Genomic DNA, 14,702 nt, shown 5'->3' on the forward strand with positions numbered 1-14,702 from the left:
GTACGCACCCGAGTGTGGGACCACCGCGAGGGCACGGTCTCGGGAGAAATGTCACGCATATGTTGCTAACCGGAATACCGGCCGCCCCCGAGAAGTTCGCCACACGTCTCGGCCGCTGTGCGGCGTGTCGGCCGCTACAGGGCAGGATGGACACCGGTCGACATACCGTACCCGGACAAGGAGCTCATTGTGGGACAGGTCAGCGCCAGTAGCTCGATCACCGTTGCGGCGGATCCGCAGCGCACGCTCACGGCCATCGCGGACTACGACACGGTGCGCCCGCGCATCCTGTCGTCGCACTACCGCGACTACAAGGTCGTCGAGGGCGGCAAGGGCGCGGGCACCGTGGCCGAGTGGACGCTGCAGGCCACCGAGAAGCGCACGCGCAACGTGCACGCGGTCGTATCGGTGTCGGATTCCATTGTGACCGAGCGCGATTCGAACTCCACCATGGTGAACACCTGGACCGTCACCCCGGACGGCGCCGGCGCGCAGGTCACCCTGCGCACCACCTGGCAGGGCGCGGGCGGGGTCAAGGGCATCTTCGAGGGGATCTTCGCGCCGCTCGGCCTGAAGAAGATTCAGGCCGAGGTGCTGGGCAACCTGCAGCGCGAACTGGCCTGAGACGACTCGAGCGCGACCCGGCCGTGATGGCCGGGCGCGCTCCACGCGCCCGCTACGCCGCGCCGATGTCGAAGAGGTTGCCCTCGGGATCGGCCAGCGTGGTCCATTGCGCGCCGTACTCGTCGAAGTCGCCGATCCGCTTGGCGCCCAGGCTGACCGCGCGTTCGATGTGCTGATGCCAGTCCTCGGCGTGGAAGTCGAGGTGGATCACGTTCTTGCCCGGCGTCTTGTCGGGCACCTGGATGAACATCAGCAGCGGCGACGCGCCCGCCGCGCGGCCGACGGTGGCGAAGTACTCGGTCGCGCCCTCGTCGACCGGCTGGTCGAGCAGCTCGGACCAGAATCCGGCGAGGGCGGCGGCGTCGGCGCAGTCGATGGTGACGTGGGCGAGCGACAGGACCATTGGGGTTCTCCCTTTCTCAGAGCCGGCCGATCGGCCAGCAGACTTCGGTGCGGTAGGCGGTCGGATCGTCGGTGTCGTCCGGGCTGAGCAGGTAGCGCTCGCGGACGGGCTCGGCCAGCGCGGTGTCGTGTTCGGCGACGTGGCTGCCGAGCGCGCCGTAGGTGCGGTCGAAATCCTCGAAGTCCCCCTCGTGCAGCGCGATGGCGAAGCGGCGCGCGGGTAGCTCGATGACCGAGACGCGCTCGTGCGGTTCGATCGCGGCGGCGGCCGGGATCGGGACGTAGGCGACCACCTCGCCGAGATCGTTCTCGAAGAACTCCATCGAGTAGGTGGCGCCGTCGACGCCGTCGGGCTCGATGCCCGCCGCGGCCAGCGTCTGGTGCAGCAGCGGATACGCCGCCTGGCACCAGGGGCCGATGTCGTCCCGGCTGACCACCTCGATGAGCGCCAGCGCGGAAAAGGCCGGGATGGAGCGGTATTCGACGGCGATCGGCGCGGACGGGGTGAGCAACGACCGCAGCGAGGCCACCACCGAGCGGGTCCTTTCCAGCTCGGCCTCCATCCGCTCCAGGTGCGCGCGCAGCGCGGCGTGGCGAACGTCGTCGTCCGGCGCGGCGAGCACGGCCTTGACCTCGGGCAGGGGCATGTCGAGCCGGCGCAGGCGCCGGATCAGATGAGCCTGCGCCACCTGGTCGATCGAGTACCGCCGATAGCCCGACCCGGTATCGATCTCGACCGGCTCGAGCAGCTCGATGTCGTGGTAGTGCCTGAGCGTCTTCACGCTCAGGCACGTCAGCCTGGCGAACTCCCCGATGGAGACGGTCGCTGTCATGCCTTCAGCGAACACCCTCCAGCAGGGGGAGAGTCAACTTTCGCGGGAGAAAAAGCCTTAGGCCAGCACGAAGGTGAGCAGAAGGGTGGTCTGGACGGCGCCGCGCCACCAGGAGTAGCCGAACCAGACGCCAGGGGTGACCTCTCGGATCTCGTCGTAGACCGGCGGCGTCGGGGACGGGTCGTAGTTCAGCGCCCAGGTCGGTTTGCCGTCGAGGTAGGCGGGGGCGGTGTAGACATTGGCGGGCCAGGCCTCGAGGCCGGCGCCGGTGACCCGGTTCATCAGGTAGCCGCCGTCGGGGCCGGTGTAGAAGGTCTTGCCGATCCAGAACGCGGGCGCGATGCCCTGCATGGTCGGCGGCCGGGTCACCCAGCCGTTCTTCACGCCCATCGGCACCTCGCCGCGGTCGGCGTCCCGGAAGATGGCGTCCTGCTGCTCGGGCGAGCAGCGGAACCGCAACGAGTCGATGGTGGCGGCGCGGTCCTCCGGATAGAGCACGCACCCGCCGCCGTAGTCGGCGGCCGCCTCGGTGACGTCGGGTTCGGCGGTCGCCGCGGGGGCGAGGCCGAGAAGGATGCCGGGCACACCCAGTGCGAACACCGCGGTGCTCAGGAAACGCGCCTTCATCGTGGTCATATCGGTACTCCAGAACTGCCGCACGGTCTCCCGACCTACCTTCCGATGGTAGGTCGATCTTGCTGCTCGGGACCTGGAGATACCCAACCTGTTACCGACCATGCAACGGGCATATAACGGACGGCGGGCCTGCGTAGAGCCGAACCGGATCGACGCCGCCGATGCGAGACCGATCGAGGCGCGCCCGAGCCGAGGACTAGGCTGACCGGTGACACTTTCGCCAGAGAGGAACATGCCGTGCAGCCCGGTGGTCAGTTCGACATGCAGCAGTTACTCGCCCAAGCGCAGCAGATGCAGCAGGCGGTGATGGAAGCCCAGGCCGAGATCGCCGCCGCCGAGGTGGAGGGCCAGGCCGGGGGTGGGCTGGTCAAGGTCACCATCAAGGCGTCCGGTGAGGTCGTCGCGCTGACCATCGATCCCAAGGCGGTCGATCCCGAGGACGTGGAGACGTTGCAGGACTTGGTGATCGGCGCGGTGAACGACGCCATGGCCAGCGCGCAGCAGTTGGCCGCCGACCGGCTCGGGCCGCTCTCGGGAGGGCTCGGCGGCGGCTCGCTGCCCGGCCTGCCCGGGCTCTGAGAGCCGCGAGGACATAGCCGTTGTACGAGGGTCCGGTTCAGGATCTGATCGATGAGCTGGGCAAGCTGCCCGGCGTCGGTCCGAAGAGCGCGCAGCGCATCGCTTTTCACCTCCTGCAGGTGGAGCCGCCGGAGATCGACCGGTTGCAGGCCGCCCTGCAGAAGGTGCGCGACGGCGTGCAGTTCTGCGTGGTCTGCGGCACCGTCTCCGACGGCGAGCTGTGCCGCATCTGCGCCGACCCGCGGCGCGACCGCACCATGATCTGCGTGGTCGAGGAGCCCAAGGACGTGCAGGCGATCGAGCGGACCCGTGAGTTCCGTGGCCGGTACCACGTGCTCGGCGGCGCGCTCGACCCGCTGAGCGGCATCGGGCCGGACCAGCTGCGGATTCGAGAGTTGCTGGCGCGCATCGGAAATCAGGAGGACGGGGTCGACGTCACCGAGGTGATCATCGCGACCGACCCGAACACCGAGGGCGAGGCGACGGCCACCTACCTGGTGCGCATGCTGCGCGACTTCCCCGGCCTGAGCGTGACCAGGCTGGCGTCGGGGCTGCCGATGGGCGGCGATCTGGAGTTCGCGGACGAACTGACCCTGGGGCGCGCGCTGTCCGGGCGGCGCACGCTCTGACCGCGCGGCTCCCAGCCCCGAAACTACGGGGGTTGCGGCGTACCACGCACGAGTTACTGTGTCGGGGATGAGCATCGAATTCCTGCTGACCACGCTCGTCATCTGTGTCACTCCGGGCACCGGTGCGCTGTTCACCCTGGCGGCGGGGTTGTCCAGGGGAGCGAAGGCCGGCGTGATCGCGGCCTTCGGCTGCACCGTCGGCACCGTCCCGCACCTGGTCGCGGCGATGACCGGGCTGGCCGCGCTGCTCAACGCGAGCGCGGTCGCGTTCCAGACCTTGAAGTACCTCGGCGTCGCCTACCTGATCTACATGGCGTGGACCACTTTTCGGGACAAGGGCGCGCTCACCGTGCCCGAGGGGCCGAACGAGGGTGCTCAGTCGGTGCGCAAGGTGGTCACCTCGGCGGTGCTGCTCAACCTGCTGAATCCGAAGCTCACCATCTTCGCCTTCGCGTTCCTGCCGCAGTTCGTGCCTGCCGGATCGCCGAACGCATTGGCGCGCCTGCTCGAGTTGAGCGCGGTCTTCATGCTCACCACGTTCGTCGTGTTCGCGATCTACGGCGTGTGTGCGGCGGCGGTCCGTAGCCAGGTCATCTCGCGGCCGGCCGTGGTGACCTGGATGCGCCGGGTCTTCGGCGTCTCGTTCATCGCGCTGGCCGGTCGGCTCGCCGTGCAGAACCAGTGAGGTTCCGCGAAACCATTGGCGCCGTTCGAAATCGGTGCGTCAGAGCTCGACGCGCGACCACGGCAGGGTCTGCATGCGGGTGCGGTCGTCGACGGCCCAGTCCCAGAGGAGCGAGGACACCGTCGGCGCGTCCAGCACGGTGGTGCCGAAGTGCTTGTCGGGGGAGCCATCTCGGTATTCCAGGGTGAACGCGCCGGTCTTCTCGCGGTAGGTCTGCATGTAGACCTGCTCGTCGCGCTCGACCACGAGGTACGGGTTGGGCGGGGCCAGCTCGGAAACCCATTGGTCGGCAAGGGCTTTGGTGAGATACGGGAACTCGCCCGCGCCGCCGTGGGTGACGGTGGCCCGCACGTGCCCGGCCGGGTCGATCAGCCAGGCCAGCTGCGGGTCGTAGACCGCGTAGTTCAGCGGCGTCGCGATCGAGAACAGCAGCTGCCGGACGAAGCCGATCGCGTCGTACGGGCACGGCACCTGGAGAGCCGCGCCGGTCGCGACGCCGCCGACCGGGTGCACGCTGAGGAAGCCGTCGTCCTCCGGGACCTCGGCGTTGGCCTTGTTCAGCTCGGCCGCGATCTGGGCGACCATGCCCGCCTGCGGTAGTCCCTGTTGAGTGCTGAGGTAAGCGTCGACCTCGGGGATCGATGACGCGACACCTGACGGCAGCAAGACGTGGTCATAGCTCACCCGGACAGGGTACGTACGCCCCGGTTCAGGCGAGGCGACGGGCCGTGCCGGACTCGGCGCAGGCGCAGCCGCCCGCCACGTCGGCGCAGTCGACGACGAAGGTGTGCCTGACGTAGTCGAGATCGACGCAGTCGCCCTCGGTGCACTCGGTGTGCCTGCTCGCGTGCACGATCAGGGTGCCGTGGCAGTGGTCGACGGCGGACTCGCAGGACGAACAATCCGGCGCGCGCATGTGACCTCCAGACGAGATCGGTTCGTTATCTTTGTCTACCACTTCCGCGTCGCCCGTGGCGGTAGGTCGCGGCGTGTGTCGCACGCGCGGGCCCGCGTTGCCGTCGCTCGGGCAATCGGCTCGCAATCTGAGTCGCGCAATCCGGTGACTTCGCCGCAGTGCGTCGATATAAGCGAGCTACGTGCGAAAATAGCGGAGCAATTCACGGATGTCGAGTAGCGGCTCCCCTCGAGCCGCGTCGCACGGGCCGTCCGGGAATTGGTCCAGCGACCGTCGGGCACGTCTGACAGCGGAAGTGGGGTCGGCGCGGTGACCATGCGCGAGGACGCACTGCGGGAGACGACGGCGAGCGCGCGCGAGCAGATCGCCGAGCAACTCGCGCGGTATCGCACCGGCGGCGTCGAGAGCGCGCCCTACGACGAGTGCGGCAGGCCGACCGAGGGCTACTACGACGAGCTGGTCGACGCGGACGGCACGGTGCGCCGGATGTGGTCCGAGCTGTCCGCCGACTTCGTGGAGCTGGGACCCACCGGCCTCGGCAGACTCGACAACCGGGTGCGCAGGCTGATCGAGGACGACGGCATCACCTACACCGAGATCGCCGCGCCGGACGAGCAGCCGGTGAACGCGCCGTGGCGGCTCGATCCCATCCCGCTGCTGATCTCCGCGGACGACTGGACCGAGCTCGAGGCGGGCCTGGTGCAGCGCTCGCGGGTGCTCGACGAGGTGCTCACCGACGTCTACGGTCCGCGCCGCACGCTCACCGGCGGCCTGCTGCCGCCCGAGGTGGTCTTCGGCTGTCGCGGCTATGTCCGTGCCGCACACGGCATTACGGTGCCCGGACGGCATCAGCTGTTCCTGCACGCCTGCGATATCAGCCGCTGGAGCGACGGCCGGTTCCGGGTGAGCGCCGATTGGGCGCAGACCCCGTCCGGCGCGGGCTACGCGCTGGCCGACCGGCGGGTGGTGTCCACGGCGATCCCGGAGGCGTTCGAGCACTCCAACCCGCGACCGCTCACCCCGTTCGCCAGAGCCATGCGGCTGATGCTGATCGAATCGGCGCAGGAGGGCGCGTCCGACGATCCGTTCGTCGTGGTGCTGAGTCCGGGCGCGCACTCCGAGACCGCCTTCGATCAGGCCAATCTCGCGTCGATGCTCGGCTTCCCGCTGGTGGAGAGCGCGGATCTGGTGGTGCGCGACGCCGCGCTGTGGATGCGCTCCTTGGGCACGCTGCGCCGGGTCGACGTGGTGCTGCGCCGGGTGGACGCCGAGTGCGCGGATCCGCTCGACCTGCGGCCGGATTCGCGCCTCGGCGTGGTCGGGCTGGTCGAGGTGCTGCGGCGCGGCGCGGTCACCGTGGTGAACACGCTGGGCAGCGGCCTGCTGGAGAGCCCCGNGCTGACCCGGTTCCTCCCGCGCCTGTCCCAGGCGCTGCTGGGCGAGGACCTGCTGCTCGAGAGCGCGCCGTCCTATTGGGGCGGCGACGCGAAGGAGCGCGCCCACCTGACGAACAACCTGCGCCGGTTGATCATTCGCTCCTCGGTCGACGGCGCCACCGTCTTCGGGCCCGGACTGTCGAGCCGGCAGCGGGCCGACCTGCGGGCCCGGATCGAGCACAGCGGCTGGCAGTGGGTCGGCCAGGAGCCTGCGCAGTTCTCGGTGGCGCCGGCCGTCGAGGGCGACGGCGGGTTCGCGCCCGCGCCGGTCGACATGCGGCTGTTCTCGATGGCGCGGCGCAGCGGGTACACCGCGATGGCGGGCGGCCTCGGCCGGCTGCATCAACGCACGTCGCCCGATCGCTCGGCGATAAAGATCGCGGCGAAGGACATTTGGGTCAGAGCGGCGCCCAGCGCGGTGCCCGCGGTCGGCGCCGAGCCGCCGCGGGAGGAGCGCGAACGGCGGGCGGCCCCGGTGGCCGCGACGGTCAGCTCGCCGCGCGTGCTCAACGATCTGTTCTGGATGGGCCGCTACGGCGAGCGCGCCGAGGCCGCCGCCCGCCTGCTCATCGCCGCGCACGCCCGGTATCAGGACTTCCGCTACCGGCCGTGGCTGGAGGGGGCCGACGCCATGCCCGTGCTGATGGCGGCGTTGGCTCATGCCACGGCAACGGTCGCTCCTCCGGAGGTTCTGGGCGTCGACTCCGCGAAGTGCCGAGCGGCAGAGGAGGATTCACCAGATCATGACGCTGACGCGGCGAAGTCCATTGCGGCCGAGACTGATTCGTCCGAGGACGTCGCGAGCATCGCCGAGGAGATGAACGTGACGATCCGTCCCGGGCTGTTGCGGCGCGCGATCGCGGCGGCGGCCGACGCGGCGGAGGAACAGGACGGCGCGGTCCCCGGCCCGGATCGCGCGCTCGTCGCGGGTGCCTCGCACGCGGGATATGAATACCTGGTGGCGTTGACGATCGAACGTCAGTTGCCCGGTTCACTGGCCTTCGCCGTCGACCGATACGAGAACGCCGCGCGGGCCGTGCGCGATCAGCTGTCCGCCGACACCTGGATGATTCTGAGCGCCGTGGACCGGGCGCTCGCGGAGTACCGGAACACGAAGGAGGACAAGGAGACCGCGCTGTCGGCGGTGCACTCGCTGACCTTGGCGGCGCTGCTGTCGCTGTCCGGCATCGGCGCGGAGTCGCTGATCCGCGACTCCGGCTGGTACGTCATGGATATCGGCAAACGGATCGAGCGCGGGCTGGCGCTCACCGCGCTGATGTCGGCGGCCATGACGCGAACCTACCCGGCCGAGGCCGAGCGGGTGGTCACCGAGTCCGTGCTGCGGGCCGCCGAGTCGCAGGTGAGTTACCTTCGGCGGCACGGTAATTCGGTGCACGTCTCCTCGGTCGCCGAGTTGCTGCTCTTCGACACCGCCAACCCGCGCTCGCTGGCCTTCCAGCTGGACCGGATCGAGGCCGATCTGCGCGCGCTGCCGGGCGCTTCGGGATCGTCCCGGCCGCAACGTCTTGCGGCCGACGCGCAGCGGATGCTGCGGCGGGTGGACCCGGACGATCTCGACGTGATCGACGACGACGGCATCCGCACCGAGCTCCTGGAACTGCTGGAGGGTGTCCAGCTGCGGCTGCGCAAGCTGTCGGACTCGTTCGAGGCCGCGAAACTGTCGCTGCCCACCGGATTTCAGCCGCTGTGGGGCAGCACGCGGGTGGTCGAATGACCGTCGACGCGGTGACTCGGCGCTATCGCGTGATACACCGGACCACATACCGCTACTCCGACGAGGTCGCCGGCTCCTACGGCCGCGCGTACCTGACGCCGCGCGAGTTTCCTGGGCAGCGGCTGATCTCGCACGAGCTGTCGATCGACCCGGCGCCCTCGGACCGGTCGAGCGGCCCGGATGTCTACGGCAACACCACCTCCTACTTCCACGTCACCGAGCCGCACCGGCTCCTGGTGGTCTCGGGTGAGTCCGTGGTCGAGGTGGACCGCCCCGAGCACGCACCGGACGGACCGGCGGCACGGCCGTGGGAGCAGGCGCGACCGACCGGCGCGACGGGCCCGCTGGCCGTGGAGTTCGCCCTCGATCTGCACCCACCCGAGATCACCCCCGAGGTCACGGCGTACGCGGCCGAATCGCTGACCCCGGGCCGACCGCTGCTGGACGCGGTGGCCGAGCTCACCAGCCGCATCTACGCCGACTTCACCTATTGGTCGGGCTCGACGACCGTGTCCACCAGGGTCGCCGACGTGTTCGCGGAGCGGGCGGGCGTCTGCCAGGACTTCGCCCGAATCGGGCTGGCCTGCTTGCGTTCGCACGGACTCGCCGGGCGCTACGTGTCCGGGTATCTCGCCACCGACCCGCCGCCCGGCAAGGAGCGCATGGTCGGCGCCGACGCCACCCACGCCTGGTCCGCCGTCTGGGTGCCCGGCGACGGCGAGGATGACCGCGCCGGTCACTGGCTCGACTTCGACCCCACCAACGATCAATTCGGCGACGAACGCTACGTCACGGTCGCGTGGGGCCGCGACTACGCCGACGTGCCGCCGCTGCGGGGCATCATCTACACCGACGCCAAGGAGAGCTCGATCTCCGTCTCGGTCGATGTGTCACCGATCTCGAACTGACCGGCGGTGCGCTAGTGGGCGGCGTAGATGTGGGCGGCGACTTCGTCGCGCATCCGGATGAAGCCGGGATGGGCGCGGACCTTCGTGAAGGACGGATCGGGCAGGTCGGCCTTGAACGAGGTCGGCTCGTCGTAGACGATCCGGCCGGGCCGGGTGCCCATGACCAGGACGCGGGTGCCCAGCAGGAGGGCCTCGTCGATGCCGTGCGTGACGAAAAGGATTGTCTTGCCGCGTTCTTGCCACAGGGCGCGCAGTTCACCCTGGAGCTTCTCCCGCGTCAGGGCGTCCAGCGCGCCGAAAGGCTCGTCCATCAGGATGATCTGGGGATCGTTGACGAGCACGCGGGCGATCTGCGCGCGTTGTTGCTGACCGCCCGACAGTTCGTAAGGCCGGCGGTCGCCGAGGTGGTCGAGGCCGACCAGTGCCAGCATGCGTTCGGCCTCGGCGCGTCGCCTGCTACGCGGCACGCCACGCACCGTGGGGCCGAACTCCACGTTCTGCCGAACCGTCAGCCACGGATAGAGATTGGGTTGCTGGAAGACGACGCCGCGGTCGGGGTCGGGTCCGGTGACCGCGTGCCCGCCGACCCGCACCGTGCCCTCGGTCGGGGCGAGAAACCCGGCGAGGATGTTCAGCAGCGTCGACTTGCCGCAGCCGGAAGGCCCTACGACACAGACGAACTCGCCGCCGTCGATGCTCAGATCGGTCGGCGCGAGCACCTGTGTCGGGCCGTCCGCGCCGGGATAGCTCTTGCTCACCCCGGCGAGGACGACCCGCGGCCGGTCCGGCACGGTCACGAACTCGCCCCTGTGGCGGCGTCAGCGTAAATGCCCGCGCGATAGGCCGATTCGTCGCCTACCGCGTCGATACCGCCCTGGCTCAACAGGAACTCGGCCGTCTTGCGCAGATCGCCGGCGAACCCGCCGCCGAGATACTTCGCGTCGGCCTGGTCGGCCGCGCCGAGGTAGGTGTAGCCGGCGAGCTGCGGCCCGACCAGCTTCGGCTCGATGCCGAGCTGCGCGCCGATCGACACGGCGGCGTCCGCGGGCGCGGTGCGCAGCTGGGTCACCGCGTAGTCCTGCAGCTTCGCCCAGACCACGGCGAAGCCCGGATTCTCGTCGAGGAACTTCTTGCCCGCCACCGCCAGATCGAAGGTCGGCGCGCCCGCGGCCGCGGTCTCGGCGCTGGAGGTGACGAGGTGACCGCCGGCCTCGACGAGCTTGGACAGCGTCGGATCCCACACCCAGGCCGCGTCGATCTGACCGCCGTTCCAGGCGCCCGGAATCGCGTCCGGCTTCATGTTGATCAGCTGCACGTCGGTGCCGAGGCCGGCTCGGTTCAGCGCCGCGAGCAGGCTGTAGTGCGCGGTGCTGCCGAACGGTGTCGCGATGCGCTTGCCGCGCAGCCCGGCCAGCGAGGAGACCGACTTGTCCTTGGCGATCAGCGACTCCGACGCGCCGATCACGTCGTGGATCCACAGCACCCGTACCGGCAGGTTCAGCGGCGCGGACAGTGCCTTCGTCGCCGGGCTCGACCCCATGGTGCCGATGTCGAGGCTGCCCGCGCCGAACGCCTGGACGACGTCGGCCCCGGAGGAGAACTGGCTCCACTCGACCTTCGCGTTCGGCAGGCAGGCGGCGAGCAGCCCGCGATCCTTGACGAACAGATCGGCGTTCGGGATCGCCTGAAAGCCTATGCGCGCCCGCGTGTTCACGCTGGCGTCAGGCGCGAACGGGCAGGCGGCCGCCCCGTCGGATCCGGTGTCGCCGCGACCGGACTCGACGCACCCCGCGGTCGTCGTGACGACGGCCGCCACGGCCAGACCGGCCGTGATCGCCCGGCGCACTGCGGTTTTCATACCTTGCCTTTCCACGGAACTGCCTTGGCACCGATGAATCCGATGACCGAGTCGAGCACGAGTGCGGCGCAGCCGATCACGATGATGCACGCGATGGTCAGCGGCGTATTGAGTTGTGTGCCCGCGATATACGCGAGACCGCCGATGCCGGGGATGCCGTTGTTGAGTTCGGCGGCCACCACGGTGGTCCAGGCGAACGCCGTGGCGATCCGCACGCCGCTGATCACCTCGGGCAGCGTCGCGGGCAGCACCACCCGCGTAATCACCTGCGCGCGACCGGCGCCCAGCGCGCGGGCGGCATGGAGATAGTCGTGTTTGACGCCCGTGACGCCGCTCAGCGTGGCGACAGCGATGGGCGGGAACGCGGCGAGGAACAGTAGCCAGACCTTCGACAGGTCGCCGATGCCGAACCACACGATCAGCAGGCCGATGTAGCCGAGCGGCGGCAGCGCCCGCAGGAAGTTCAGGATCGGCTCGGTGACCAGTCGCACCGGCGTGAGCATGCCCATCAGGAACCCCACCGGCGGGCCCACCACGATCGCGAGGCCGACGCCCGCGGCGATCCGCTGGAGGCTGGCCAGCAGATGCTCCCACAGGTAGTAGTTCTGCTCACCGATCACCGTGCGGTCCACGCCCGCCGCGATCGGGTGCCGAGAGTTGGCTCGTACGAATGCGTCCCACACCGCGTGCGGCGACGGAAGGTATAGCGGATCGACCAGGCCCGCGGCCGTGATCGCCGTCCACAGCGCGAGCACGAGCGCCAGAGCACCGACGCGGGTCAGTGCCGGGCCGATCAGCCGCCGATAGTTCTTGGTCCGCCGTGCGGCGACGACGGGTGCGTCGGCACCGACCGTCGGCGCGTCCGGCGTAGTGATCGCGGTCATTCGACGCTCCGCCGCGGCACATCGGCCCCCGGCCGCGACACACCCGCTGGCCGTAGTCCACCGGCTCCCGGCGGCACTGCACGCCGACACAGCACAACGTCGGACACGGCACTCTCCTCAGAACTCGGCAAACCTCGACGCTATCCGGGCCGAGGCGACCGAAGGGAGAGTTGAGAACGGCGTGAATTTAATTGTTCGCTCGCGGGTAGCGATCACCCTATTCCGTTGACGGCGCCGTTCATGCCGACGTGCTCGCCGATGTTGCCCGCGAGCCACTGGTTCTGCGCCAAAGTCTCGAAAACACAGATCAGCAAGAGCTTTCGGCTGCGCCGACTGACCGAGTACTCCAGATCCGGCGCCGTTTCCGGCCCGCGCAACGCGCTGCTGATGCCTTTGCGCAGGTTCGGCTCCGACAGCAGCCAGAACATTTCCGGCCCGATCAACACCGATTGCCCGCCGGTCTCGTGGAACCAGCGGCCGGCGAATTCGATCAGCAGATCGGTGAACGCGTCACCGCTCTCCACCGCTTCGGTGAGTTGGCTCAGCGCGCCCGATCGGTCCACGCTGCCCTGGATCACCGAGGCGAGCCTGCTCGCTACTTCACGGAACTGATCGACGTCCTGGTCCTGCCAGACAGTGAGAGACATGCGTTTTCTCCATCGAATAGTCGAGCGTGAATTGAATAGTCAGCGGATCATCGCCGCGTGATCACCGGTGATTGACCAGCTTTCGGCCCTCGGCGTCGAAGGTGTTGAAGCGCATCGGGCTGTTCGCGCCGGTGGGGAACGGCGCCGCGGCCTGCTTGGCGATCTCGTGCCCGTTGGCCGGGGGAAGCGTGTTGAGCTGTGGCGAGGTGACCGGCTCAGCGACGTCCTCCGGTACCGAAAGTTGGTCGTCGGCTACGTCGATCGAGGCCGCTCGCGGCACGGTGTTGCGCCCCAGCAGAATCAGGGTCAGGTGCACCGCGAAAAGCAGCGTCAACGGCATGCCCGCGTAAATGATCAGCGATACGGGCCCACCGCCGATCTCGCGCGCGTACTCGATATTCCCGGCCACCGATACCAGGGTCGAAATGACGAAAAGCCCCGTCGCGTACCACCAGCCGACACTGCGTTTCGGAAACGACGCGGTGGCGACGATGGATCCGACGACGAGGCCGTCGATCGCGATGGGGACATTCGAGGCCAGTTCGGCCTCCACGAGGTTGCGCACGGCCAGATGATGTAGCGCGGCGAACGACATCTCGAATGCCTTGAGCGCCACCACCCCTGAGACGATCAGCGAAAGATACAACGGACGCGGCCGTAGGATGCTGCGCCAGCGGGTCCATATCGGCGGACGGCGTGGCATGACCGGTTGCGCCGTTGATTCGGCGGGCAACCCCGGCGTGATCGTCGTCATAGCGGGGAGCGTAGCGCGTGAATTGCCCGTCGCCCCGGAGCTCTATCGGTCGAGTCGCTTTTGCCGAACGATCACGCCGTGAACAGGCAATGTTTCACCTGTTGGCGGTCGGCCCTACGCGCGCAGCCGTTCACGGCGGAGTTGCTCGACCTCCGGCATGGGCAGCGGAGCCAGCTCGGTGACGCCGAGCGCGCGCGACAACAGCAGATCTGCCAGCTCAGGATTGCGTGCCAGCGCGGGGCCGTGCATGTAGGTGCCGATCACCGAGCCCTGCACCACGCCCTCCAGCCCGTCGCCTACCCCGTTGCCTATGCCGCGGGTGACCTTGGCGAGCCCGGTCGCGTCGCCGCCGAGTTTGGTACCGCCCCGGTGGTTTTCGAACCCGGTGAGCGCGGCGGTGAGCCCGGTGAGCATGGGAGCGGTGGTCACCTCGCCGATCGCGCGCTTGGGCTGCGGCGAGGTGGTGACGTCGATCATGCCGACGCCGTCGACGCGCTCGCCCGAGGAGGTCTCGTACCACTGGCCGAGCACCTGGATGGCGGCGCAGATGGCAAGCACCGGAGCGCCTTTCGCGGCCGCCTGTTGCAGTCCGGGGTAGCGCTGCAGGTGCCGGGTGGCCAGTCGCTGCGCCGAATCCTCCGCGCCGCCAAGGGTATAGATGTCCAGCGAGTCCGGCACCGGGTCGCCGAGGGTGATCTCGACGACCTCGGCGTCGTAGCCGCGCAGCCGCAGCCGCTGCCGCAGCACCAGCGCGTTGCCGCCGTCGCCGTAGGTGCCCATGACGTCGGGCAGCACCAGGCCGATCCGAACGGTCGATTCACTCATGATGTGGCCTCGAGGTCGCGATTGAGATCCCGGAACGCGGTGTAGTTTGCCAGCACCTCGACGTGGCCCGCCGGGCAGGATGCGATGGCGCGCAGGGGATTCGGCACCGTGGTGTGTTCGACGCCCGCGTAGGTCAGGCGCACGGCGAGGTCGGTGGCGCGCTCGCCGGAGGCGACCACCTGGACGCCCTCGAAATGCTCGAAGCGCACGTCCCACAGCCAGGACAGGTCCTCGCCGTCGGGCACCTGCCCATTCACCGCGATCACCAGCCCGGCCGAGCTCGGCTCGATCATCGACAGCGCCTCCTGCCAGCCCGCCGGGTTCTTCGCCAGCAGCAGCCGGGCGGCGTGC

Annotated in this window: 18 protein-coding genes; 6 read left to right on the forward strand and 12 right to left on the reverse strand. The window is 69.2% G+C overall.

What is annotated here, in order from left to right; all coding sequences use genetic code 11:
• Positions 1-189: 189 nt before the first annotated feature.
• Positions 190-624: an SRPBCC family protein gene (locus tag ON39_RS01315; RefSeq protein ID WP_040729838.1), complete on the forward strand. Its 435-nt coding sequence runs from the start codon at positions 190-192 to the stop codon at positions 622-624.
• Positions 625-676: 52 nt separating this feature from the next.
• Here the strand turns inward: ON39_RS01315 and ON39_RS01320 are convergent, their stop codons facing one another.
• From ON39_RS01320 to ON39_RS01330, 3 genes are read right to left on the reverse strand one after another with little or no spacing between them, the layout of a single operon-like run.
• Positions 677-1,027 carry a VOC family protein gene (locus ON39_RS01320; protein ID WP_040729804.1) on the reverse strand — a complete coding sequence of 117 codons (351 nt, stop codon included), beginning with the start codon at positions 1,025-1,027 and terminating at the stop codon, positions 677-679.
• A gap of 16 nt (positions 1,028-1,043) precedes the next feature.
• A complete protein-coding gene (locus ON39_RS01325) occupies positions 1,044-1,859 on the reverse strand; it encodes a MerR family transcriptional regulator (protein ID WP_040729807.1) in 816 nt (271 codons plus the stop codon).
• Between the two features lie 57 nt (positions 1,860-1,916).
• Positions 1,917-2,495, reverse strand: a complete 579-nt coding sequence (locus ON39_RS01330; RefSeq protein WP_040729840.1) for a hypothetical protein — start codon at positions 2,493-2,495, stop codon at positions 1,917-1,919.
• A gap of 237 nt (positions 2,496-2,732) precedes the next feature.
• Here ON39_RS01330 and ON39_RS01335 point away from each other — a divergent pair, with 237 nt between their 5' ends.
• From ON39_RS01335 to ON39_RS01345, 3 genes are all read left to right on the forward strand, one after another.
• Positions 2,733-3,074, forward strand: coding sequence for a YbaB/EbfC family nucleoid-associated protein (locus ON39_RS01335; RefSeq protein WP_040729809.1), 342 nt, complete (start codon positions 2,733-2,735; stop codon positions 3,072-3,074).
• A 20-nt stretch (positions 3,075-3,094) separates the two neighbouring features.
• On the forward strand, positions 3,095-3,703 hold the full coding sequence (gene recR / locus ON39_RS01340; protein WP_040729812.1) for a recombination mediator RecR: 609 nt from the start codon (positions 3,095-3,097) through the stop codon (positions 3,701-3,703).
• A 67-nt stretch (positions 3,704-3,770) separates the two neighbouring features.
• Complete coding sequence (locus ON39_RS01345; protein ID WP_040729814.1) at positions 3,771-4,388, forward strand: LysE family translocator; 618 nt, start codon at positions 3,771-3,773, stop codon at positions 4,386-4,388.
• A gap of 39 nt (positions 4,389-4,427) precedes the next feature.
• Here the strand turns inward: ON39_RS01345 and ON39_RS01350 are convergent, their stop codons facing one another.
• On the reverse strand, positions 4,428-5,072 hold the full coding sequence (locus ON39_RS01350) for a hypothetical protein (protein ID WP_040729815.1): 645 nt from the start codon (positions 5,070-5,072) through the stop codon (positions 4,428-4,430).
• Positions 5,073-5,097: 25 nt separating this feature from the next.
• A complete protein-coding gene (locus ON39_RS01355) occupies positions 5,098-5,304 on the reverse strand; it encodes a hypothetical protein (protein ID WP_040729816.1) in 207 nt (68 codons plus the stop codon).
• 486 nt (positions 5,305-5,790) lie between these two features.
• Here ON39_RS01355 and ON39_RS01360 point away from each other — a divergent pair, with 486 nt between their 5' ends.
• Together ON39_RS01360 and ON39_RS01365 are read left to right on the forward strand one after the other, a co-directional pair.
• On the forward strand, positions 5,791-8,475 hold the full coding sequence (locus ON39_RS01360) for a circularly permuted type 2 ATP-grasp protein (RefSeq protein WP_444543772.1): 2,685 nt from the start codon (positions 5,791-5,793) through the stop codon (positions 8,473-8,475).
• The gene (locus ON39_RS01365; RefSeq protein WP_040729817.1) at positions 8,472-9,383 is read left to right on the forward strand and encodes a transglutaminase family protein; all 912 of its coding nucleotides are present in this window, start codon (positions 8,472-8,474) and stop codon (positions 9,381-9,383) included. The genes ON39_RS01360 and ON39_RS01365 overlap by 4 nt, the downstream gene beginning before the upstream one ends.
• A gap of 11 nt (positions 9,384-9,394) precedes the next feature.
• Here the strand turns inward: ON39_RS01365 and ON39_RS01370 are convergent, their stop codons facing one another.
• The 7 genes from ON39_RS01370 to ON39_RS01400 form a co-directional block, all read right to left on the reverse strand.
• Positions 9,395-10,174 (reverse strand): ABC transporter ATP-binding protein, encoded by a 780-nt coding sequence (locus ON39_RS01370; protein ID WP_051186181.1) that lies wholly within the window; start codon positions 10,172-10,174, stop codon positions 9,395-9,397.
• 2 nt (positions 10,175-10,176) lie between these two features.
• Complete coding sequence (locus ON39_RS01375; protein WP_040729820.1) at positions 10,177-11,241, reverse strand: taurine ABC transporter substrate-binding protein; 1,065 nt, start codon at positions 11,239-11,241, stop codon at positions 10,177-10,179.
• Positions 11,238-12,125, reverse strand: coding sequence for an ABC transporter permease (locus ON39_RS01380; RefSeq protein ID WP_040729821.1), 888 nt, complete (start codon positions 12,123-12,125; stop codon positions 11,238-11,240). Before ON39_RS01380 ends, ON39_RS01375 begins: the two co-directional genes overlap by 4 nt.
• 212 nt (positions 12,126-12,337) lie before the next feature.
• Positions 12,338-12,772, reverse strand: a complete 435-nt coding sequence (locus ON39_RS01385; protein ID WP_040729822.1) for a hypothetical protein — start codon at positions 12,770-12,772, stop codon at positions 12,338-12,340.
• A 61-nt stretch (positions 12,773-12,833) separates the two neighbouring features.
• The gene (locus ON39_RS45530; RefSeq protein WP_083894193.1) at positions 12,834-13,526 is read right to left on the reverse strand and encodes a DUF2637 domain-containing protein; all 693 of its coding nucleotides are present in this window, start codon (positions 13,524-13,526) and stop codon (positions 12,834-12,836) included.
• Between the two features lie 114 nt (positions 13,527-13,640).
• Positions 13,641-14,351 carry a type 1 glutamine amidotransferase gene (locus ON39_RS01395; protein ID WP_040729828.1) on the reverse strand — a complete coding sequence of 237 codons (711 nt, stop codon included), beginning with the start codon at positions 14,349-14,351 and terminating at the stop codon, positions 13,641-13,643.
• On the reverse strand, positions 14,348-14,702 hold a 355-nt coding region (locus ON39_RS01400; protein WP_040729834.1), incomplete at its 5' end, for a DUF1727 domain-containing protein. The genes ON39_RS01395 and ON39_RS01400, both read right to left, overlap by 4 nt.

The organism is Nocardia tenerifensis NBRC 101015 (genome assembly GCF_000308715.1).
Lineage (GTDB): Bacteria > Actinomycetota > Actinomycetes > Mycobacteriales > Mycobacteriaceae > Nocardia > Nocardia tenerifensis.